General features: G+C 70.6%; 16 protein-coding genes and 2 pseudogenes. 9 read left to right on the forward strand and 9 right to left on the reverse strand.

Annotation, left to right across the window (positions count from 1 at the left end):
- Nucleotides 1-194 precede the first annotated feature (194 nt).
- Nucleotides 195-584, forward strand: a complete 390-nt coding sequence (locus E6P78_RS30915; protein WP_136206940.1) for a signal peptidase I — start codon at nt 195-197, stop codon at nt 582-584.
- Nucleotides 585-721: 137 nt separating this feature from the next.
- Complete coding sequence (locus E6P78_RS30920; protein WP_136206941.1) at nt 722-4,063, forward strand: BTAD domain-containing putative transcriptional regulator; 3,342 nt, start codon at nt 722-724, stop codon at nt 4,061-4,063.
- Between the two features lie 24 nt (nt 4,064-4,087).
- Here the strand turns inward: E6P78_RS30920 and E6P78_RS30925 are convergent, their stop codons facing one another.
- The 3 genes from E6P78_RS30925 to panB all read right to left on the reverse strand — a co-directional run bounded on the left by E6P78_RS30925 (nt 4,088) and on the right by panB (nt 7,023).
- The gene (locus E6P78_RS30925) at nt 4,088-4,942 is read right to left on the reverse strand and encodes an ABC transporter permease (RefSeq protein WP_136206942.1); all 855 of its coding nucleotides are present in this window, start codon (nt 4,940-4,942) and stop codon (nt 4,088-4,090) included.
- Nucleotides 4,939-5,958, reverse strand: coding sequence for an ATP-binding cassette domain-containing protein (locus E6P78_RS30930; protein WP_136206953.1), 1,020 nt, complete (start codon nt 5,956-5,958; stop codon nt 4,939-4,941). The genes E6P78_RS30925 and E6P78_RS30930 overlap by 4 nt, the downstream gene beginning before the upstream one ends.
- Nucleotides 5,959-6,138: 180 nt before the next feature.
- Nucleotides 6,139-7,023, reverse strand: a complete 885-nt coding sequence (gene panB / locus E6P78_RS30935; protein ID WP_136206943.1) for a 3-methyl-2-oxobutanoate hydroxymethyltransferase — start codon at nt 7,021-7,023, stop codon at nt 6,139-6,141.
- A 187-nt stretch (nt 7,024-7,210) separates the two neighbouring features.
- Here panB and E6P78_RS30940 point away from each other — a divergent pair, with 187 nt between their 5' ends.
- The 4 genes from E6P78_RS30940 to E6P78_RS30955 all read left to right on the forward strand — a co-directional run bounded on the left by E6P78_RS30940 (nt 7,211) and on the right by E6P78_RS30955 (nt 12,392).
- A complete protein-coding gene (locus tag E6P78_RS30940; RefSeq protein ID WP_136206944.1) occupies nt 7,211-8,818 on the forward strand; it encodes an MFS transporter in 1,608 nt (535 codons plus the stop codon).
- 136 nt (nt 8,819-8,954) lie between these two features.
- Nucleotides 8,955-9,707, forward strand: a complete 753-nt coding sequence (locus E6P78_RS30945; protein ID WP_136206945.1) for a TetR/AcrR family transcriptional regulator — start codon at nt 8,955-8,957, stop codon at nt 9,705-9,707.
- A 201-nt stretch (nt 9,708-9,908) separates the two neighbouring features.
- On the forward strand, nt 9,909-10,931 hold the full coding sequence (locus E6P78_RS30950) for an endonuclease/exonuclease/phosphatase family protein (RefSeq protein ID WP_136206946.1): 1,023 nt from the start codon (nt 9,909-9,911) through the stop codon (nt 10,929-10,931).
- 213 nt (nt 10,932-11,144) lie between these two features.
- Nucleotides 11,145-12,392: an MFS transporter gene (locus E6P78_RS30955; protein ID WP_136206947.1), complete on the forward strand. Its 1,248-nt coding sequence runs from the start codon at nt 11,145-11,147 to the stop codon at nt 12,390-12,392.
- 167 nt (nt 12,393-12,559) lie between these two features.
- Here E6P78_RS30955 and E6P78_RS30960 read toward each other — a convergent pair whose 3' ends face one another.
- The 3 genes from E6P78_RS30960 to E6P78_RS30970 all read right to left on the reverse strand — a co-directional run bounded on the left by E6P78_RS30960 (nt 12,560) and on the right by E6P78_RS30970 (nt 15,652).
- Nucleotides 12,560-14,314: an NAD+ synthase gene (locus E6P78_RS30960; RefSeq protein ID WP_136206948.1), complete on the reverse strand. Its 1,755-nt coding sequence runs from the start codon at nt 14,312-14,314 to the stop codon at nt 12,560-12,562.
- A 73-nt stretch (nt 14,315-14,387) separates the two neighbouring features.
- Entirely contained in the window at nt 14,388-14,822 is a 435-nt protein-coding gene (locus E6P78_RS30965; protein ID WP_136206949.1) for a CBS domain-containing protein, read from the reverse strand.
- Nucleotides 14,823-14,956: 134 nt separating this feature from the next.
- On the reverse strand, nt 14,957-15,652 hold the full coding sequence (locus E6P78_RS30970) for a DUF3105 domain-containing protein (RefSeq protein ID WP_240799445.1): 696 nt from the start codon (nt 15,650-15,652) through the stop codon (nt 14,957-14,959).
- A 241-nt stretch (nt 15,653-15,893) separates the two neighbouring features.
- On the opposite strand from E6P78_RS30970, the gene glnA reads away from it, so the two are divergent.
- Nucleotides 15,894-17,255, forward strand: coding sequence for a type I glutamate--ammonia ligase (glnA, locus tag E6P78_RS30975; RefSeq protein WP_136206950.1), 1,362 nt, complete (start codon nt 15,894-15,896; stop codon nt 17,253-17,255).
- 77 nt (nt 17,256-17,332) lie between these two features.
- Here glnA and E6P78_RS30980 read toward each other — a convergent pair.
- Nucleotides 17,333-17,986: pseudogene (locus E6P78_RS30980) on the reverse strand (site-specific integrase); the annotation flags it as partial.
- Between E6P78_RS30980 and E6P78_RS30985 the strand changes: the two are divergent.
- Nucleotides 17,984-18,373, forward strand: a pseudogene (locus tag E6P78_RS30985) (transposase); the annotation flags it as partial. The pseudogenes E6P78_RS30980 and E6P78_RS30985 sit on opposite strands and share 3 nt — an antisense overlap.
- 869 nt (nt 18,374-19,242) lie before the next feature.
- Here the strand turns inward: E6P78_RS30985 and E6P78_RS30990 are convergent.
- Together E6P78_RS30990 and E6P78_RS30995 are read right to left on the reverse strand one after the other, a co-directional pair.
- Entirely contained in the window at nt 19,243-19,473 is a 231-nt protein-coding gene (locus E6P78_RS30990) for a hypothetical protein (protein ID WP_093761219.1), read from the reverse strand.
- A complete protein-coding gene (locus tag E6P78_RS30995; protein WP_136206952.1) occupies nt 19,470-20,303 on the reverse strand; it encodes a hypothetical protein in 834 nt (277 codons plus the stop codon). Before E6P78_RS30995 ends, E6P78_RS30990 begins: the two co-directional genes overlap by 4 nt.
- Before the next feature lie 241 nt (nt 20,304-20,544).
- On the opposite strand from E6P78_RS30995, the gene E6P78_RS31000 reads away from it, so the two are divergent.
- The gene (locus E6P78_RS31000) at nt 20,545-20,652 is read left to right on the forward strand and encodes a glutamine synthetase (RefSeq protein WP_206307974.1); all 108 of its coding nucleotides are present in this window, start codon (nt 20,545-20,547) and stop codon (nt 20,650-20,652) included.
- Nucleotides 20,653-21,109: the final 457 nt, after the last annotated feature.

Here is a 21,109-nt window from a genome sequence, read left to right on the forward strand (position 1 = left end):
AGAACGTGGAAAAGCTGGGCAAACCAGCAGATACCACCTGCCCACACTCAGCCACCCACACAGAACCAACTCAACAACCGGGCAGGAGAACATCCTCAAACCGCCTCGGCGGATCAAGGCTAAGGCCCCGGGCGACCCCTCCACCCGCCTCTCCCCGCTTTTTGCGCCGGAGCCCCCTGCTACCGTCCCGCCCCGTGAACGACAACGTGTACGTGGGTAACGCCGGCAAGGACGCCGCGCTCGATCGGGGATGGATTCTCGGGCACTTCAAGGACGCGGGCGATCCTCGGTACAGCGAGAACGTCGAGATCAAGTGGGGTGTCCATCCGCCGGGCGATGAGCGGGCGCAGTGGGTGCGGGGGGAGGGCCGGACCGCGCTGCTCGTGCTCATCAGCGGGCGGTTCCGCGTGGAACTGCCCGGGCGCAGTGTGCTGCTGGAGGAGCAGGGCGACTACGTGGTGTGGGGTGTCGGCGTCGATCACTCGTGGGTCGCGGAGGCGGAGTCGGTCGTGCTCACCGTCCGGTGGCCGTCCGTACCCGGGTACGCCGTCGGGCCGAGGAAGCACGAACCGGCGCGGGACTGACACGGCGGCGGCGACACGCCGAAAACGCCTCGCTTCCGGGCCGGGGTTCCGTGAAGGGTGGAGCCATGACGAACGGGGCGGGAGTACGGGGCGGGGCGGCTGTGCGCGGGGCGTCGGGGGTCACGGACAATGGGCGCGTGCGCTACGGCATCCTCGGGACCACCCAGGCACTCCGCGACGACGGCACGCCCGTCTCCGTCGGCGGGGCGCGCCTGCGTGCCCTGCTCACCGTGCTCGCGCTGCGGCCCGGGCGGACGGTCCCGGTCGCCGTGCTCGTCGACGAGGTGTGGGACGGCGAGCCGCCCGCCGACGCGTCCGGCGCGCTCCAGGCCCTGGTGGGGCGGCTGCGGCGGGCGCTCGGGCACGAGGCCGTCGCCTCGGCGGAGAGCGGCTACCGGCTGGCAGCCGAACCGGAGGCCGTCGACCTGTTCCGCTTCGAGCGGCTCGCCGGCGAAGGCGCGCGGGCCCTCGCGGAGGGCGATCCGGCGCGGGCCATGAGCGTCCTGGACGACGCCCTGGCGCTGTGGCGGGGCCCCGCGCTCGCCGATCTCCCCGACCGGGACACCGCCGCCACGCGCTGGACGGACCGGCGCCTCGACGCCCGCCGGGCCAGGCTCACCGCCGCGCTCCGGCTCGGCCGGGCCGTCGAGGTGCTGCCGGAGCTGGCCGCGCTCTGCGGCGAGCACCCCCTCGACGAATCGCTCCAGGCCCTCCGGCTGCGCGCGCTGCGCGACGCCGGGCGCACCGCGCAGGCGCTGGCCGCGTACGACGAGGTGCGCACGCTCATCGCCGACCGGCTCGGCACCGACCCCGGGCCCGAACTGACCGCCCTGTACGAGGAGCTGCTGCGGCAGGACCCCGCGCCCGCGCCGGTACCGGCCGCCCTGCCGGCATCCGCCCCCGCGCCCGCCGCCCCGCTCGGCAACCTGCGGGCCCGGCTCACCAGCTTCGTCGGCCGGGAGCGCGACATGGAGGCGCTGCGCGGCGACCTCTCCCGGGGGCGGCTCGTCACGCTCCTCGGGCCCGGCGGGGCCGGCAAGACGCGGCTCTCGCAGGAGGTCGCCGACACCCTCGCCCCCGGTACCTGGCCGGACGGCGTCTGGCTGGCCGAGCTCGCGCCCGTGGATGACCCGGAAGCGGTGCCGGAGGCGGTGCTCGCCGCGCTCGGCGCCCGGGAGACCGTGTTGAGCGCGGCCGGCGCCGGGGAGTTCCGGGCCGCCGAACGGGCCTCGGGCGAGGAACGGGCCGCCGGCGAATCGCTCGCCCGGCTCACCGAGTACTGTTCCCGCCGCCGCATGCTGCTCCTGCTGGACAACTGCGAGCACGTCATCGAGGCCGCGGCCGCCCTCGCCGACCATCTGCTGGCCCGCTGCCCGCAGCTCACCGTCCTCGCGACCAGCCGCGAACCCCTGGGCGTGCCGGGGGAGTTCGTCCGGCCCGTCGAACCGCTGCCCGACCCCACGGCCCTGCGGCTGCTCGCCGAACGCGGCGCCGCCGCCCGGCCCGGCTTCCGGGTCGACGCGGACGAGGCGACGACGGCCGCCACCGCCGAGATCTGCCGCCGCCTGGACGGGCTGCCGCTCGCCATCGAACTCGCCGCCGCCCGGCTGCGGATGCTCACCCCGCAGCAGATCGCCGACCGGCTGGACGACCGGTTCCGGCTGCTGACCAACGGCAGCCGGACCGTGCTCCCGCGCCAGCAGACCCTGCGGGCCGTCGTCGACTGGTCCTGGGAGCTGCTGGACGACGCCGAGCGCGTCACCCTGCGCAGGCTGTCCGTCTTCGCCGGCGGCTGCACCCTCGAAGCCGCCGAGGCCGTCTGCGCCGACGGGGTGGGGCAGACGCACGAGGCCGCCCGGCTGCTCGGCTTCCTGGTCGACAAGTCCCTGGTCGTGGCCGCCCCGGCGCCGGACGGCCAGATGCGCTACCGGCTCCTGGAGACCGTCGGCGAGTACGCGGCGGAGCGGCTGGAGGAGTCGGGGGAGCGGGACGCCGTCGAGCGCCGGCACCTCGTCCACTTCCGTGAGCTGGCCCGTACCACCGACCCGCTGCTGCGCGGTTCTGGACAGCTCGCCGCCATCGAACTGCTCCAGCGCGAGTACGAGAACCTGCGCACCGCCCTGCGGCACGCCGTCGCCGCCCGCGACGAGCAGGAGGCGCTGTGCATGGTGCTGTCGCTCTCCTGGTACTGGCAGATCCGCAATCTGCGCGGCGACGCCCTGCACTGGGCCGGCTCGGTCGCGGCCCTCGGCCCCGACCCGTTCGCCACGCCGGTACGGCCCGCGCCGTCCATCTTCGAGCGCTGCACCGACGCGCCCCCGCCCATGGGGCCGGAACTGCTCCAGGAGGCGCGGCGCCAGGTGGCGCTGGTCCAGCTGGTCAACATGGACCACGCGATGGACGAGTGGACGAACGAGGACAGCATGGCCCGGCTGCGGGCGGTCGTCGCCACCTACCGGGCCGGCCAGCCGCAGACCTGCCGCAGCCCCGCCTCGCTCTGGTTCTACGCCGTCATGCTGACCGGGGGCGTCGCCGACCTGCGGTACCTGCTGGACGAAACCGTGCGCGGCGCCCGGGAGTTCGGCTACGAGTGGGAGCTCGCCGCGGCCCTCCAGATGCGTGCCAACGTGCTGGCCAACCGCCCCGACTGGGCCGGGGAGGCCCTTACGGACGCCGCCGAGAGCCTGGCGATCTTCAGCCGTCTCGGCGACGACTGGGGCATGGCCGAGGCGCTTTCCTCGCGCGGCGAGGCCAATGAGAAGGCGGGGGCCTACGCCCGGGCGGCCGAGGACTACCAGGCCGCGATCGGCTCCGCCGAGAAGCTGGGCGCCCTGGCCCAGGTGTCCGTGCTCCGCATCCGCTACGCCGCCGTGCTCACCGAACTGGGCCGGGGTGCGGAGGGCGAGGCGATCATGCGCGAGGTGCTGGCCGACGAGCGCCAGACCGGGCACGAGGCGCGACCGGCGGCCCAGCTCTTCCTCGCCGTGTGGCTGGGGCGGATCGGCCGTACCGCCGAGGCGCGCGAGCAGCTCACCATCCTGCGCGAACAGTTCCGGTCCGAGACCATGGCGATCTTCGAAGGGTTCGTCACCGGCGGCCTGGCCTGGCTGGACAACCAGGACGGCGACTACGCCCGCGCCCTGGACCGGAGCCGGCGGGCGCTGACGGGGTTGGGCGACCCGCTGACGCAGATGGTGGCGCCGCAGATGGCGGTGATCAACCTGGTCATCCTGGCCTGGGCACTGGGCGGGCTGGGCGGCGAGGAGCGGGCCGTTCTCGCGGCGCGGCTGCTGGGCGCCGGCCGGGCCCACCTGCCGGTGGGCCACTTCATGAACGCGATGGAACGGGAGAACTTCGCCCGTGCCGAGGCGCTGGTCCGAGACCGGCTCGGCGACAGCGCCTACGAGGCCGCGCACGCCGAGGGCGGCGGCCTCTCCATGGAGGAGGCCACCGCCCTCGTCGACGCGTACCGGGACTGACCGGGTCCGAGCCCTGGAGGCCGGTCAGGACTTCTTGCGGAACTTGGACACCGCGAGCGGGGCCACGAGCGCGGTGATGACCACGGCCCAGCCGAGCGTCAGCCAGACCGAGTGGCCGAGCGGGGTACCCATCATGAGGCCGCGGGCCGCGTCCGCCAGGTTCGACAGCGGGTTGTAGTCGGTGAACGACTGGAGCCAGCCGGGCATCGTCGTGGGCGGGGCGAAGATCGAGGAACCGAACTGGAGCGGCATCATCACCAGCATCCCCATGCCCTGAACCGCCTGGGGCGTCTTCATGGCCAGCCCGAGCAGGATGAAGATCCACATGATGGCGGCTCCGAACGCGGCCGACAGGGCGATCGCCCCGATGAGCCCCAGCACGGACCCGTGGAGCTGCAGGCCGAGCGCGAAGCCCATGCCCAGCAGGATGAGCGTGGCGACCATCATCCGGCCCAGCTCGACCACGATCTTGGCGATGAGCACCGAGGACCGCGCGATCGGCATCGTACGGAACCGGTCCATGACGCCCTTGCGGAAGTCGTCGTTGACACCGCTGCCGACGGCCATGGCGATGTTCATGCCCATCATCGCCATCAGGCCGGGGATCAGGTAGTTCAGGTACTCCTGCCGACCTCCGCCCATGCTGCCGCCGACCGAGCCGCCGAAGACGTACACGAACAGCAGCACGAAGATGACGGGCATCAGCAGTGCGTCGAACATCGACTCCGGATCTTTCTTGATCTGGAGCAGATTGCGCCGTGCCAGCGCGCCGATGTGGCGCAGGTTGTTCCGGAGCCCGATCCCGCCCTCGTCGTGGAGCTTCGTGGCCGGTGCGGGGGGCGCGTCGGTGGGGGTGGGCGTCAGAGTCGTCGTGCTCATGCCGCGACCTCCTCGGGGATCGTGTCGATGACGTGGGCCTTGTCACCCGTGATGGCGAGGAAGACCTCGTCCAGGCTGGGCAGCGCGGTGGCGACGTGGGCCAGCGCGAAGCCCCGCGCGCCGAGCAGCCCGATGACCGCGGTGAGCTGCTCGTCGCTGAGAATCGGTACGTAGAGCACGCCCTCGTCCGGGACGGCCTGCGCGCCCGCGACACCGTCGAGACCGGCCTCACGCAGCGCCTGGGCCATCGCGGCCAGCTCGGCCGGGTCCGAGGGGCGGATCTGCAGGGTGCGTCCGCCGACCTTGGCCTTCAGCTCGTCCACACCGCCCCGGGCGATGATCCTGCCCTTGTCGATGACGGTGAGCTCGTTGGCCAGTTGTTCGGCCTCTTCCATGTACTGGGTGGTGAGCAGCACGGTCGCCCCCTCCGCGACCATGCGCTGCACCTCGTCCCAGACCTCGTTGCGGGTACGGGGGTCGAGCCCCGTCGTCGGCTCGTCGAGGTAGAGGACGGCCGGGCTGCCGATCATGGAGGCGGCCAGGTCGAGCCGGCGGCGCATACCGCCGGAGTACTCCATCGCGGCCTTCTTCGCCGCGTCCGTGAGCGAGAAGCGCTCCAGCAGCTCGTCGGCCCGTGACCGCGCCTTCTTGCGCGGGAGGTCGAGCAGCCGCCCGATCATGTAGAGGTTCTCCCAGCCGGAGAGCTTCTCGTCGACCGAGGCGTACTGCCCGGTCAGGCCGATGGTGCGGCGCAGCGCGCGGGGCTGCTTCACCACGTCGAAGCCGGCCACGACCGCCGTTCCGGCGTCGGGCACGATCAGCGTGGACAGGCAGCGTACGAGGGTGGTCTTGCCGGCGCCGTTGGGGCCGAGCACACCGAGGACGGTGCCCTCGCGCACATCGAGGTCCACGCCGTCCAGGGCCTTGGTCTCGCCGTAGTGCTTGACCAGTCCCCGCACCTCTACGGCGTGCCTGCCGTTCCTGGGGTTCTTGTCGATTCGCGTCATGCCGACCATCAGAACAGCCGCCACCGACAGCCCGCCGACAGCGTGCCTACAGCCCCCCGCGGCGGCCGACAGCCCGCCGATGGGGGAAGTCGGCGGGCTGTCAGTGGTGCCGGTGGTGGCCATCGGGGGGCGCGCCCCCGGGCATCGGGGACAGGCGCCCCCGGGCATCGGGGACAGGCGCCCCGGATCTCAGTGGAAGGTGTGCTCCGGGGCCGGGAACGTGCCGCCGACGACCTCTTCCGCGTACGCCTTCGCCGCGTCGCCGAGGATCTGCCGCAGGTCGGCGTACTGCTTGGTGAAGCGCGGCACCTTGCCGCCGGTCAGCCCGACCATGTCGGTGTAGACCAGCACCTGCGCGTCGGTCTCCGGGCCCGCGCCGATGCCGATGGTCGGGATGTGCAGGGTGCGGGTGACCTCCGCGGCCAGTTCGGCCGGTACGAGTTCCAGGACGACGGCGAACGCGCCCGCGTCCTGCACGGCCTTGGCGTCGCGCAGCATCTGCTGGGCGGCCTCCTCGCCGCGGCCCTGGACCCGGTAGCCCATCGCGTTGACGGACTGCGGGGTCAGGCCGATGTGGGCCATGACCGGGATACCGGCGTCGACCAGCAGCTTGATCTGCTCGTGGCTGCGCTCGCCGCCCTCCAGCTTGACCGCGCCGACGCCGGACTCCTTGATGAGCCGGGTGGCGTTGCGCAGGGCCTGGACCGGGCTCTCCTGGTACGCCCCGAAGGGCAGGTCCCCGACGATCAGGGCGCGCTTGGTGCCACGGACCACGGCGGCGGACAGGATGGCGATCTCGTCCATCGTGACGGGCACGGTGGTCTCGTAGCCGAGGTGGCAGTTGCCCATGGAGTCGCCGACGAGCATGACCGGGATGCCGGCCTCGTCGAAGACGGACGCGGTCATCGCGTCGTAGGCGGTGAGCATGGGCCACTTCTCGCCGCGCGCGGTGGCGGCGGCGATGTCGTGGACGGTGACCCGGCGGTTGCTCTTGCCCCCGTACAGCGCCTTGCTGCTGTCGGAGGGGGGCCCCGCGGGGGTGGCGGACTGGTTCTGCGCAGCCTGGAGCGACATGGCAGGTGACTCCTTCGTCATCTCGAGGCGCCCTGACGGCGTCCCCGGATCGCTTCCATGGTGGCATCCCGGAGCCGGTCGCGGGAAGTGGGCCGCGCCGCCGGACCCTCGCCGCGCCGCCGGACCCTCGGTAAAGAATTTACAATACGAAACGGTCTCGTATCGAAATGCTCTTAGGCTGTTCCCCATGTCCCTACCGTCCGGCGCCCCCGCCGTAACCCAGATACCGGAGGCGGTCCACCGCCGCCGCTGGGCGATCCTCGTCGTCCTGATGTTCAGCCTGCTCATCGTGGTGCTGGACAACTCGATCCTGAACGTCGCCGTCAAGACGATCGCCTCCCCCTCGCCCACCGGGATCGGCGCCACCCAGAGCGAGCTGGAGTGGGCGATCAACTCGTACACGCTCGTCTTCGCCGGGCTCCTCTTCACCGCCGGCCTCCTGGGCGACCGCCTGGGCCGCAAGAAGGTCCTGCTCTTCGGCATCACCCTCTTCGGCATCGGCTCCGCCCTCGCCGCCATGTCCGGCTCGCCCGGCCAGCTCATCACCTGGCGCGCCCTGATGGGCTTCGGCGCCGCCTTCGTCATGCCGGCCACGCTCGCCGTCCTGATGAACGTCTTCGAGCGCGACGAGCAGCCCAAGGCCATCGGCATCTGGGCCGGCAGCGTCGGCCTCGGCATCGCGATCGGCCCCATCACCGGCGGCCTGCTCCTCGAACACTTCTGGTGGGGCTCGATCTTCCTGGTCAACGTGCCCGTCGTGATCATCGCGCTGATCGCGATGGCGGTGCTCGTACCGGACTCCAGGGACCCGAAGCCGGGCCGGCTCGACCCGGTCGGTGTGGTGCTCTCGATCATCGGCCTGGTGCTGCTGGTGTACGGCATCATCCGCGGCGGCGAACTCGCCGACTTCACCGACGTCTCCGTCCTGCTCCCGGTCATCGGCGGACTCGCCGTCCTGGTGGGCTTCGTCCTCCACGAGAAGCGCAGCGCCAGCCCGGCCATCGACGTCTCGTACTTCAGGAAGCCCGCGTTCTCCGCCGCCGTCGCCGCCATCGCGCTGGTCTTCTTCGCGCTGATGGGCGTGACCTTCTTCTCCGCCTTCTACATGCAGAGCGTGCGCGGCTGGAGCGCCCTGCAGTCCGGGCTGCTGATCCTGCCGCTGGCCGTGGCGCAGATCGTCTTCGCGCCCCGGGCCCGGCTCGTCGTCGCCCGGTTCGGCGCCCGCGCCGTCTGCGCCGTCGGCATGCTGGCCGTCGCGCTCGGCCTGGCCGCCTTCGCCCTGTTCGACGCCGACACACCGGTCTGGCTGATGTGCGTGGTCTTCTTCGTCCAGGGCACCGGCATGGCGCACGTGATGCCGCCGGTCACCGTGGCCGTGATGCAGGCGCTGCCGCGCGAGAAGGCCGGCTCCGGCTCGGCCGTCAACAACACGTTCCGCCAGGTCGGCGGCGCGCTCGGGATCGCCGTCCTCGGTTCGGTGCTGTCCACCGTCTACCGCGGTGACATCGAGGACCACCTCGGCGGGCTTCCGGCCGCCGCCCGGGACGCGGCGGGGGAGTCCATCGAGGCGACGCTCGCCGTCGCGGAGAAGATGGGCCCCGCCGGCACCCCGCTCGTCACCGCCGCGCACGACGCCTTCATGAGCGCCATGCACGTCACCGCCATCGGCTCGGCCTGCGTCGCACTCGTCGGGGCGATCGTGGTCGCCCTCTGGCTGCCGGGCCGCGAGCCCGCCGGGCAGCAGCCGCCCGTACGGGACGAGGCGCGGACCGCTCCGGCGGGCGCCGAACGGTGACATCGGCCGCGTACGGCTGAACCTTTCGTGTGAACCGGGCCGCGCGTCCGGCGCGGTTCACACCGTGGGGGGCCCGGACGCGGCCGGGGCCCCGCCCGCGTCGGAGAGAATCGGGGGCGGCGAAAGGTGGTTTCACGTGCAGGCTCAGGCACCGGACCGGGACGAGCGGGCCGCGGGCGAGCGGGACGGGCGGCCGGGCGGCGGCCCCGGCCCGGCCCCGGGCGGCCCGGGTGCCGTCGGACGACGCCCCGCCCCCGGCGAGGAGCCGGAGCCGCGCCGGGGCCGGCCGCGCAGCGCCGCCGCCGAGCGGGCCATCCTGGACGCCGTCGTCGAGCTGCTGGAGGCCGGCGAACCCCTCGCGGCCCTGTCCATCGAGCGCATCGCCCGGACCGCGGGCGTCGGCAAGGCCACCATCTACCGGCGCTGGGCCGGCAAGGAGGAGCTGTTCGTCGACGTCCTGCGCGCCATCGAACCCCCGGAACCGGAGGTCTCCGGCACCGGCGGCCTGGGCGACCTGCGGGTCCTGCTGGAGTCCATCCGTACGCGCGGCCTCGCCCAGCGCTCCTCGGCGCTGCTGCACAACGTGTTCGCGCAGATGAAGAGTCACCCCAAGCTCTGGAACGAGTACCAGTGCACCGTGATCGCCCCCCGCCACCTCGCCATGGTCGCCGCCGTCCGGCGCGCCGTCGAGGCCGGTGAGCTGCGGGACGACACGGACGTGGAGCTGATGGACGACCTGTTCCTCGGCCCCATGCTCGTACGCACCATCCACCGGCCCGACGCCCCGCTGCCTGAGGACCTCGCCGACCGCGTCATCGCCCTGGCGATCGAGGGCCTGGCACCCCGGCGGGCCGCCGCCGGACCGGATCAGGGCGCGAACCAGGGTTGACGCGCCGGGCCGGACGAGTGTGATCGTTCCGTCACAGACCCCCGCGTACCGCGCCCGGCCGGAACTGCCGACGCCGCCCCCTACGTCCTCGTGGCAGTACGGCAGCCGCCGACGGCATGAGTCGGCGGCATGAAACGCAGCGCGCATCCCCTAGGGTCGGGGACGCGGCGATGTGTACGGCAAGGCAGTGAGGACAGCGCGATGGTGCAGGCGTACAGGGCGGAGACCGGTACCGGCGGCGCGGGGCCGCAGCGCTCCGGGTCACGCTTGCGGGACCTGCGCGAGAGACTGGCGAGGGACCGGGGCATCTGGCGCCGGGGGATCGTCCTGTCCTGCTGCTCGGTGCTGCTGACCCTCGTGATGGTCTTCCACTCCCGTATCCCGAACACCATCGGCAACCTGGGCAGCCTCTCCGAGACGTTCCTGCCCTGGTTCGCCGTGTTCATTCCGCTGCTGCTGATCCTGGGCCTGGTGCGCCGCTCGGCGACCGCCCTGATCGCGCTGCTGCTGCCGATCGTGGTCTGGTTCAACCTGTTCGGCGGGTTGCTCACCGACAAGTCGGGCAGCGGCGGCGATCTCACCGTCGCCACCCACAACGTCAACGCGGACAACCCGGACCCCATCGCCACCGCCGAGCAGGTCGCCGGCTCCGGCGCGGACGTCGTCGCCCTGCAGGAACTGCCCGCCGGGCAGGTGGCGGCGTACGAGAAGGCGCTCGCCGGCACCTTCCGGTACCACTCCGTCCAGGGGACCGTCGGCCTGTGGAGCAAGTACCGGCTCAGTGACACCCGGCCGGTGGACCTCAAGATGGGCTGGGTCCGCGCCATGCGCACCACCGTCGCCACGCCGGAGGGCCCGCTCGCCGTCTACGTGGCGCACCTGCCGTCCGTACGGGTCAAACTGCACGCCGGTTTCACCGCCAACCAGCGCGACCAGAGCGCGGACGCGCTGGGCAAGGCCATCGCGCACGAACCGCTCGCCCGGGTCGCCCTGCTCGGCGACCTCAACGGGACGATGAACGACCGCGCGCTCAACGCGGTCACCTCCCAGATGCGCTCCACCCAGGGCGCGGCCGGTGACGGCTTCGGGTTCAGCTGGCCCGCGTCGTTCCCGATGGCCCGGATCGACCAGATCATGGTCAAGGGCGTCGAGCCGATGTCGTCCTGGACGCTCCCGGCCACGGGCAGCGACCACCTCCCGATCGCCGCCCGCGTCAAGCTCTGACGCAACGGGCCGTTTACCTGGACGCCCCAAAACTCTGAGAGACTTTGTTTCGTACGGGAACAAGGTCGCCGGCGAAGAGGCCGGTCCGCCGCCGTGCACGCCGCCTGCCCGGCGGGCCGCGCCGGTGTGCGTACGACCACGTTCCCTCCCGCCCCTCCGCACCGCAGGCCCCGCCGGGCTGTGGACGGGCCCTCTGCGGAAAGGTCTCTCCTCATGCCCCTGGCCCTGCTCGCGCTGGCCGTGAGCGCCTTCGGCATCGGCACCACCGAGTTCGTGATGATGGGCCTGCTGCCCGATGTCGCGGACGATCTGGGCACCTCCGTCCCCACCGCCGGCTACCTCGTGTCGGCGTACGCGATCGGTGTGGTGCTCGGCGCCCCACTGCTCACCGCCGTCGGCTCACGCATCCCGCGCAAGCGGATGCTCCTGCTGCTGATGGCCCTCTTCACCATCGGCAACCTCGCCTCCGCGCTCGCCCCCGGCTTCGGCTGGCTGCTCGCCGGCCGGCTCCTGGCCGGCCTGCCGCACGGCGCGTTCTTCGGCGTCGGGGCCGTCGTCGCCTCCCGGCTCGTCCCCGAGGGACGCCGGGCGCGGGCCGTCGCCACGATGTTCCTCGGTCTGACCGTCGCCAACATCGTCGGCGTACCCGCCGCGACCCTCCTCGGCCAGCACCTCGGCTGGCGGGCCACCTTCCTGGTGGTCGCGGCGATCGGCGTCTGCGCGATGGCGGCCCTCGCCCGGCTCGTCCCGCAGATCCCCGTCGAGGCCCGGCAGGACGTGCGCCACGAGCTGCGCGCGCTGGGCGACCGGCAGGTCCTGCTCGGACTCCTGACCGCGGTCTTCGGCTTCGCCGGGGTGTTCGCCGTGTACTCCTACCTCTCGGCGATGACGACCGAGGCGATGGGCTTCGGCGCGTCCTCGGTGACACCGGTGCTGGCGCTCTTCGGCATCGGCATGACCCTGGGCGCCCTCGCCGCAGGACCGCTCACCGACCGGGCGCTGCGCCCGACGCTGTACGGGTCGCTGGGCGCGCTCGCCGTCGTCCTGGCTGTCTTCCCGCTGGCCGCCCAGGTGAAGTGGGCGGCGCTGGTGATGGTGGTGCTGCTGGGCGCGGTGGGCTTCATGACGACCACGCCGCTCCAGATGCTCGTCATGAACAAGGCCAAGGACGCCCCCACCCTGGCGTCCGCCTCCAACCACTCCGCGTTCAACCTGGCCAACGCGGGCGGCGCCTGGCTGGGCGGTGCGGCCATCTCGGCGGGCTGGGGCTGGACGTCCCCCGCCCTGGTCGGCGCGGCCCTGGCGGTGGCGGGCCTCGCGGTGGCGGTCACGGCGGGCGTCCTGGACCGCGACGGCGGCAGATCAAAGGTGGTGGCGAGCCAAAACCGAGCCCACGCCGCGCAAAACCCAGCCCGTCCGGCGTTTGAGGACAAGACCTCGGCCGGAACGGACCGCACCTGATCAGTGGAGCCCGGCCAATATCAAGCCAGTCCGGCGGTTGAGGACGGACCTGGGCCGGGAACGGGCCGCACTCGATCGGCGGCGGCCGGCCAATATCAAGCCCGTCCGGCGCTTGAGGACAAACCCCCAGCACCGGACGGGCAGGCGCACACGGAACCCCGCCGGCGTCAGCCGGCCTCGCGCCACCGATTGGTGATCGGCAGCCGCCGGTCCTTGCCGAACCCCTTGGGCGAGATCTTCGTCCCCGGTGGGTACTGCCGCCGCTTGTACTCCGCCGCATCCACCATCCGCAGCGTCTTCGCCACCAGCGCCCGGTCGAAACCGGCCGCGACGATCGCGTCGAGCCCCTGGTCGCGGTCGACGTACAGCTCCAGGATGCGGTCCAGCACGTCGTAGTCGGGCAGCGAGTCCGTGTCGACCTGGCCGGGCCGCAGCTCGGCGCTGGGCGGCTTGGTGATGGACGCCTCCGGGATCGGCGGCGTCTGCCCGCGCTCCTCGGCGGCCCGGTTGCGCCACTTCGCCAGCCGGAAGACCGACGTCTTGTACACGTCCTTGATCGGCCCGTACGCGCCGACCGAGTCCCCGTACAGCGTCGAATAGCCGACGGCCAGCTCCGACTTGTTGCCGGGCGCCAGGACGATCTGGCCCTCCTGGTTGGAGATGGCCATCAGCGTCGTGCCGCGCAGCCGCGACTGAAGGTTCTCCTCGGCGAGCCCGGTGAGCCCCAGCGACCCCATGTACGCGTCGAACATCGGCTCGATCGGGACGGTCCGGTAGTTCAGCCCGGTGCGCCGGGCCAGCTCGGCCGCGTCGCCCTTGGAGTGGTCCGAGGAGTACTTCGACGGCATCGAGACCCCGTACACCTGCTGCGCGCCCAGCGCGTCGCAGGCGATGGCGGCGACCAGCGCCGAGTCGATGCCGCCGGACAGTCCGATCAGCACGCTGTTGAAGCCGTTCTTCGCCGCGTACGCCCGCAGCCCGACGACGAGGGCCGTGTACAGCTCCTCGTCGTCGTCCAGCCGCTCCGCGTAACCGCCGGCGAGCTCCGCCTCGTACGGCGGCAGCGGCTCCTCGGAGAGGACCACGCGGTCGATCCGCAGGCCGTCGTCGACCTCGCCGGAGGGCGCGTCGGCCGGGGCGGCCGGCAGGTCCAGGTCGAGGATCACGCTGCCCTCGGCGAACTGGGGCGCGCGGGCGATGACCTCGCCCTCCCGGTCGACCACGATCGAGTCGCCGTCGAAGACCAGCTCGTCCTGGCCGCCGATCATCGCGAGGTAGGCGGTCGTGCAGCCGGCCTCCCGGGCGCGCTTGCGGACCAGTTCCAGCCGGGTGTCGTCCTTGTCCCGCTCGTACGGCGAGGCGTTGACCGACAGCAGCAGCCCGGCCCCGGCGGCGCGCGCGGCGGGCACCCGGCCGCCGTCCTGCCACAGGTCCTCGCAGATCGCGAGCGCCACATCGATGCCGTGCACGCGTACGACGGGCATCGAGTCGCCCGGCACGAAGTACCGGAACTCGTCGAAGACGCCGTAGTTGGGCAGGTGGTGCTTGGCGAAGTTCAGCGCGATCCCGCCGCGGTGCAGCACCGCGGCGGAATTGCGCGGCGACCCGGCGGGCTGGCCGTAGCGCTCGGCGGTGAACTCCGAGCGGTCGAGGTAGCCGACGAGGACGGGGAGTTCCCCGAAGCCCTCCGCGTCGAGGCGGGCGGCGAGCGCGCGCAGCGCGTCGCGTGACGCCTCGACGAAGGACGACCGCAGGGCCAGGTCCTCGACGGGGTAACCGGTCAGCACCATCTCGGGGAACGCCACGAAGTGGGCGCCCTGTTCGGCGGAGTGCCGGGTCCAGTGGACGATCGCCTCGGTGTTGCCGGCGAGGTCGCCGACGGTCGAGTCGATCTGATTCAGTGCGAGGCGTAGTTGAGGCACGCGGCCCACTCTAATCGTCTGACTGACGCGATGTCCTGGCGGGCCGCGCGGAAGTGACCACGCCCGCGGTGGATCAGCCGGCGGAGGTCCGCGAGTAGACCTTCTCCGCCCAGTCGGCGATCTGGTCGTCGGAGAGGTGCCGGGCGAGGTCGGCCTCGCTGATCATGCCGATCAGCTTCTTGTTCTCGATGACCGGGAGCCGGCGGATCTGGTGGTTCTGCATCTCCTCCAGCACCGTTTCCACGTCCGCGTCCGCGTCGATCCACCGGGGCGTGCCCTGGGCGAGGTCGCCCGCGGTGACCTTGGACGGGTCCCGGCCCTCCGCCACGCAGCCGACCACGATGTCGCGGTCCGTGAGGATGCCGATCATCCGGTCCTCCTCGCCGCTGGCCGAGATGGGCAGTGCGCCGACGTGGTGCTCGCGCATCAGCTGGGCGGCGCGGTCGAGGGTCTCGTGCGCCGGAACCCAGGTGGCGCCGGTGTGCATGATGTCCTTGGCGGTGGTCATGGGGGATTCCTCCTGCGTGCCGATGGGCAGCCGTACGTACATCCCCGAGCGAACCCATCGTCATGGGCCCGTTCGGGGGACGCGACCGCTATCACCCATTCGGGTGCATTTGCGGCACGGGGGAACTTTTTGGCCTACGGGGCGTCCAGCCCGCCGGTGCAGGCGGCGCCCGGCTCGGGCGTCTGCGGGCCCTGGACGTAGTGGGCGAAGAACTGGGCCACCCGCGGGTCGTCCGCCCCGTCCACGGTGACCTGCTTGCCCCAGGCGGTCAGCATGATCGCGCCGGCCTGGTCCTTGTAGGGGCTCATCAGCGAGTACGGCGTCTTCGACACCCGGCCGGCGAGCTTCGCGACGTCGGCGGCCGGCGCCTCGTCGGTGTACGTCACCCAGACGGAACCGTGCTCCAGGGCGTGCACGGCGTTCACGTCGGGGATGGCCTTCTTGTACACCTCGCCGTCGCAGTTCATCCAGACGGGATTGTGGTCACCGCCGACCGGGGGCTTCATGGGGTACTTCACGTCCTCCTCGACGTGGTTGCGGCCCAGCTCCTTCGCGTCCCAGGACTTCTCGCCCTCGATGGGCCCGGAGGCGAGGTCGTCCCCGTCCTCCTTCTGATCCGGCTTCTGCTCCGAGCCCTTCGCGGCCTTGCCGTCACCGCTCATCGAACCGGCCGAGGCATCGGACTTGTCGAGGATCGTGTACGTGCCGAAGGTGACGAGCCCGGCGACGACGACGGCGCTGACACCTATGAGCAGCACCCGGTTGCGGCGGTCCCGCGCGCGGTCGGCGCTGCGCATCTGCTCTATGCGGGTCCTGCGGTCGAAGCTCATGTCGTGGGTCCTTCTGCGAAGGGGCGATGAGGGGGCGGGGAAGCGGGAATCCGGTGCGCGCGAGGCGGTTGCGAGGCGGCTGCGTCCTGTGCGCACCATGGGCGCCGATCGTAGTGGGTGGCCGAGTGCTCCACGTCACGCCGGGTGCGTAATCTGGGGGAAATCCGGGGTCGTGATACTGGAGTCTCTCCCCAGCCCCGGGAGGTGGAGCACGGACCGTCTGAACTGCAAGGATGTGGCTATGGACAAGCAGCAGGAATTCGTCCTCAGGACCCTTGAGGAGCGTGACATCCGGTTCGTACGGCTGTGGTTCACCGATGTGCTCGGTTACCTCAAGTCCGTGGCCGTGGCCCCTGCCGAGCTGGAACAGGCGTTTGACGAGGGCATCGGCTTCGACGGCTCCGCCATCGAGGGCTTCGCCCGGGTGTACGAGTCGGACATGATCGCCAAGCCGGACCCGGGCACGTTCCAGATCCTGCCGTGGCGCGCGGAGGCCCCGGGCACGGCGCGCATGTTCTGCGACATCCTGATGCCGGACGGCTCGCCGTCCTTCGCCGACCCGCGGTACGTGCTCAAGCGCATCCTGGCCAAGACCTCCGACCTGGGCTTCACCTTCTACACCCACCCGGAGATCGAGTTCTTCCTGCTGAAGGACAAGCCGGTCGACGGCACGCGTCCCACCCCCGCCGACAGCTCCGGCTACTTCGACCACACCCCGCAGAACGTCGGCATGGACTTCCGCCGTCAGGCGATCACCATGCTCGAATCCATGGGCATCTCGGTCGAGTTCAGCCACCACGAGGGTGCGCCCGGCCAGCAGGAGATCGACCTGCGCTACGCGGACGCGCTCTCGACGGCCGACAACATCATGACCTTCCGCCTGGTCATGAAGCAGGTCGCGCTGGAGCAGGGCGTGCAGGCGACGTTCATGCCGAAGCCGTTCTCGGAGTACCCCGGCTCGGGTATGCACACCCACCTCTCCCTCTTCGAGGGCGACCGCAACGCGTTCTACGAGTCCGGCGCTGAGTACCAGCTCTCCAAGGTCGGCCGCTCCTTCATCGCGGGCCTGCTCCGGCACGCGGCGGAGATCTCCGCCGTCACCAACCAGTGGGTCAACTCCTACAAGCGCATCTGGGGCGGCTCCTCCCGCGCGGCGGGCGCCGGCGGCGAGGCCCCCTCGTACATCTGCTGGGGCCACAACAACCGCTCCGCGCTGATCCGGGTCCCGATGTACAAGCCCGGCAAGACCGGCTCGGCCCGCGTCGAGGTCCGCTCCATCGACTCCGGCGCGAACCCCTACCTCACCTACGCGGTCCTCCTCGCCGCCGGCCTCAAGGGCATCGAGGAAGGCTACGAACTCCCGGCCGGCGCCGACGACGACGTCTGGGCCCTCTCCGACGCGGAACGCCGCGCGATGGGCATCGAACCGCTGCCGCAGAACCTGGGCGAGGCGATCTCCCTGATGGAGAAGAGCGAACTGGTCGCCGAAACCCTCGGCGAACACGTCTTCGACTTCTTCCTGCGCAACAAGAAGCGCGAGTGGGAGGAGTACCGGAGCGAGGTCACGGCGTTCGAGCTGAAGGCGCTGCTGCCGGTGTTGTAACCGCAGGTCAGGCGCCCAGAGACCAGAAAGCGGGTGGGCCACCCGGTTCAACCGAGGTGACCCGCCCGCAGTCATGATCAGCTCTGGGCCGTCTGTGGGCCGTCAGGCGCGAACGGGCGGCCCAAGTACACCTTGTCCATGGCAACGCGGGCCCGCCCCTCGCTGCTCGGGAGCAGGTGCGTGTAGGTCCGCAGCGTGAACCCGGGGTCGGTACGACCGAGGTACGTACTCAGTGCCTTGATGTTCTCTCCAGCGTCCAGGAGCACAGACGCGTAGAAGTGCCGTAACGCGTGCATCCCGTGCTCTCGCGCTGCGGTATGACGCTTGCCGGGTTCGGCCGGCGGAATGACGTCGGCCGCGACGAGGGCGGACTTCCAGAGCCGAGTATTGAAGTCGGTACGCCTTACCGCGCCCTTGCCGTCCGGCCGCACGAAGAGGAGGCGCTTGGTTACCGGCTTTCCGTCCGGGCGTGCCCACGGCAGGGTTACAGCCAGGGGAGGGAAGCCAGCCAGGTGCTTCTTCAAAGCGTCGGCCACCTGAGGCGACAGAGGTACGTCCCGCACTTTCTGTCGCTTGGGCAAGGCAAACACCAACTCGCCCTGTACGACTTTGACTTGGCATCCGACGTGCACCCATCCTGCGCCGAATCGGATCTCCTCCTCACACAAGCCGAAGATCTCACCCTGGCGAAGGCCGCAACCCGCACCGAGATCGACCATGGCCCGGTCTGGCGCTACCACCCGTTCTTCACCGACAACCCAGCCGAGACCCTCCAGGCCGAGCGGGAACACCGCCACCACGCCGTCATCGAGCAGGTCATCGCCGACAGCAAAGCCTCCGCCCTGGCCCACCTGCCCTCCGGGCACTTCCACGCCAACGCCGCCTGGCTGATCCTGTGGGCGATGGCCTACAACCTGCTGCGGGCCACCGGCACCCTGGCCTCCGCCTTCCACGCCAAAGCCATCACCCCCATCCTGCGCGCCCGCCTCGTCCGCGTCCCCGCCAGGATCGCTCGCTCCGCCCGGCGCATCACCCTGCACCTGCCGGACAACTGGCCCTGGCGGCATGCTTGGACGCAACTGTTCGTCACCGTCCACGCGCCGCCCGAGGCACCCTGACGTCACTCACCGCCCGCCCGCCAGGGCCCAACTGGAGCAGAACTGTGGAAAAGCTGGGCACACCAGCAGATACCACCTGCCCACACCCGGCCACAGCCCCGCAGCCCGGCCCTCGAAGCCTCAAAAGATCACATCAGAAACCGACCGGTGGATCGAGGCTAAGGCCGAAACGTTCGCTTCGTTGGGTGTCAACGCCATCACCCATGAGATGCAGGCCATCGCGGACGCCCTCTCTGCCGGGCAGATCTCTTAGCCAGCACGCAGGCCGGGTTACAGGTTTCTCTACCTCATCAAGGCACCCGGCTGCGCTCCGCTCCGCCGGGCGCGCTTCCCGGCTCTGGCTGCGCCCGCGCTCCTGCCTCCGGCCCGCTCGGCGCCGCCGCCGCCGACGCGCGCCCGCTGGATAGGCCCGAGGGGCATGAGACGAGAACCAAGCCCGCGGCTTCACGACGATGCCTCCGGCGGGGGCGCTCAGACTCCGGGATGGGAGGGGCGCCGTTCGCGAGTGCCGGCCGGAGCGCGGCGAGCGTCGTGGGGCTCCCATCCCGACCACCTTCGACCCAGGCAGAGCCGAGCAGTCGCGGCCCAGGGCGTCAAGGTCGTTCGTACAGTGGCGCGCTCCCCCTTGACGCCCTAAACCACGCCCGCTCCACGACGTGTGGGCCGAAGGCGGACGGGATGGGAGCTGGGGTGGATCATGGGGAAGCGGGATTCGGCGGAGGGTAAGACCCCAGAAAAGATGATGGCGTCCACTTGATCCGGCGGCTACACTCCGTGATCGAATATCATTGCAGCGACGGAGTGTAGCCGCCGGATCAAGTGGACGCTGGCAGCCAAACGGATATCTGACGTGGCTCGCAAGCCAGACGTCACGCCATGCGCGCGGCGAGCTCGTCCAAACCCAGGAAGTAGCGGGCGTGAGTCTTCAAGAGGTCATTACGATTATTGGCCCCCAGGACCACGACCTCGACGTTCGAACGCCCCTTGAACTCCCTCTCCGTAGCGAAGCGCGCACGGAGAGCATCCTGGCGGCGGTCATACTGCTCTTCGCGCAGCAGTCGACCAGCGGAGCGGTCGTACACCACAAGGACATTAGTCATGCTTCTACCGTACCAAGCTGCTCCATGGTTGGCACAGGGGTCATGTCGCCCATGCGGGTCCTGAAGTCGGCTAGGTCATTTTGCACGTACTGCCACAATTTTCTCATTTCTGGATGTTCTGGATCTGTGCCGGCCGCTTCCTCCTGCTCCAGCGCCTCGATGAGCTCGGCCATCGCTAGTGCCGACTTGACCATGGCTGCGTGCACGGCGAAGGCCGCGTTGTGTAGATCCCTCAGGCTGGCCAGCTTTCCCGGCGGCTCATGCCCATGTCTGGCCATGATCACGTCCCACCATTCGATGGGTGGCTCGCCGTATCGGATACCGCGGCCGACCAGGTCTGCCAGCTTCTCGAAGACGTCCGCCCATTCGTGCTGCCACCGAGTGCGCACCTGCACCTCAACGGCCACTCCCTCGGGGTAGATGACCACATGCACGGCGCGATAGCCGGCGCTTGGGTCCTTCCGACGATCAATGAGTTTGGGCTCCCGTGGGCAGCTTTTCGCGAAGAGATCCATGATCAGCGCAGTAACGGCATCCTGCTCGACCCGTCCGGTTGCCAGTACAACGCGCATGCCCGCTAGATCCTGGATGCTCTTGAGCCACGAGCCCCCATGGCGATGAAGCTTCTCCAGGATCGTTCCAGTGTTCTTTATCCGCCCCGTCGGGTTGAATCCCAACCCTCGGACGTCGTCCATCGCCGATGCCAAGATCTCGTCGTAGGCAATGAGAAGCTCGTTGAGTAGAGAAAGATCATCTTCGGCAGGGCCCTCTGGGGTGATCAATCGCTTGCCCAGGCGCTCGATCTGGGACTTGCTACACGGCAAGGTCATAGGACAGTTCTAGCAGTGCTTGTCCGCCTACTGGTCGCACAACAGGGGCGATGGCGGGAGCCTGGCGGCCCGGGCGCACGACGGGCGTTGGAGGCGCCTTCTAGGAACGTACTTCGGTGCAGCCCACAGTATCTGCGCTGGGCCGTCTCGGGGCCGTTGAAGGCCACTCAACGGTGACTACTGTTGACAACCACTGACAGCTCGACACCTGGTCACAGCGCCGGTCAGTGACTGATCGCAGGTGGCAGACGTCTCGAATCACTTCCTCCGCAACAAGAAGCGCGAGTGGGAGGAGTACCGCAGCGAGGTCACGGCGTTCGAGCTGAAGGCGCTGCTGCCGGTGCTGTAGGCGCGGGGTGCGTGCGGGTGTGTGAGTGAACGGCTTCGGGCCGACGGTGGGTGACCGTCGGCCCGAAGCCGTTTCGCCGCGCCCGGCCTCCCGGCCCTCCGGTCCGGTGGGCCGGCCATGGGCGATCCGGGCGGAACACCGCGCGAACGCGTGGTTGAAGCGGGCCGGGCGGGAAGCCGTGTCCAGAAGGTCTGCTCGCTCGCGATGTCGACAGGACGGAGAACAGGGATGGCCACCACGGAGGGCACAGCCCGGGCGGCGACTGCGACACCGAACAGTCTGCGGTTGCCGGGGATCGTCCTCGGGGTGGGGCTCGGCGGCTTCGTCGACGGGGCCTCCCCCTGAGTGGTGGACACGCTGATACTGGATCTGCTTGATCCGGAGGAAGCGAGAACACCGCCGATGGCGATGAAGGACTACTCGGACGAGTTCAAGGCCGATGCCGTGGCCCTGTACG

This window comes from Streptomyces sp. A0958, from assembly GCF_004795035.1.
GTDB lineage: Bacteria > Actinomycetota > Actinomycetes > Streptomycetales > Streptomycetaceae > Streptomyces.

What these genes read in the sequence shown, in the direction of transcription:
- E6P78_RS30955 (WP_136206947.1), top strand. Translation starts at nt 11,145, where the DNA reads ATGCCCCTGGCCCTGCTCGCGCTGGCCGTGAGCGCCTTCGGCATCGGC.
- E6P78_RS30990 (WP_093761219.1), bottom strand. Translation starts at nt 19,473, where the DNA reads ATGACTAATGTCCTTGTGGTGTACGACCGCTCCGCTGGTCGACTGCTG.
- E6P78_RS30930 (WP_136206953.1), bottom strand. Translation starts at nt 5,958, where the DNA reads ATGGTCGGCATGACGCGAATCGACAAGAACCCCAGGAACGGCAGGCAC.
- E6P78_RS30970 (WP_240799445.1), bottom strand. Translation starts at nt 15,652, where the DNA reads ATGAGCTTCGACCGCAGGACCCGCATAGAGCAGATGCGCAGCGCCGAC.
- E6P78_RS30950 (WP_136206946.1), top strand. Translation starts at nt 9,909, where the DNA reads ATGGTGCAGGCGTACAGGGCGGAGACCGGTACCGGCGGCGCGGGGCCG.
- E6P78_RS30940 (WP_136206944.1), top strand. Translation starts at nt 7,211, where the DNA reads ATGTCCCTACCGTCCGGCGCCCCCGCCGTAACCCAGATACCGGAGGCG.
- E6P78_RS30995 (WP_136206952.1), bottom strand. Translation starts at nt 20,303, where the DNA reads ATGACCTTGCCGTGTAGCAAGTCCCAGATCGAGCGCCTGGGCAAGCGA.
- panB (WP_136206943.1), bottom strand. Translation starts at nt 7,023, where the DNA reads ATGTCGCTCCAGGCTGCGCAGAACCAGTCCGCCACCCCCGCGGGGCCC.
- E6P78_RS30965 (WP_136206949.1), bottom strand. Translation starts at nt 14,822, where the DNA reads ATGACCACCGCCAAGGACATCATGCACACCGGCGCCACCTGGGTTCCG.
- glnA (WP_136206950.1), top strand. Translation starts at nt 15,894, where the DNA reads ATGGACAAGCAGCAGGAATTCGTCCTCAGGACCCTTGAGGAGCGTGAC.
- E6P78_RS30925 (WP_136206942.1), bottom strand. Translation starts at nt 4,942, where the DNA reads ATGAGCACGACGACTCTGACGCCCACCCCCACCGACGCGCCCCCCGCA.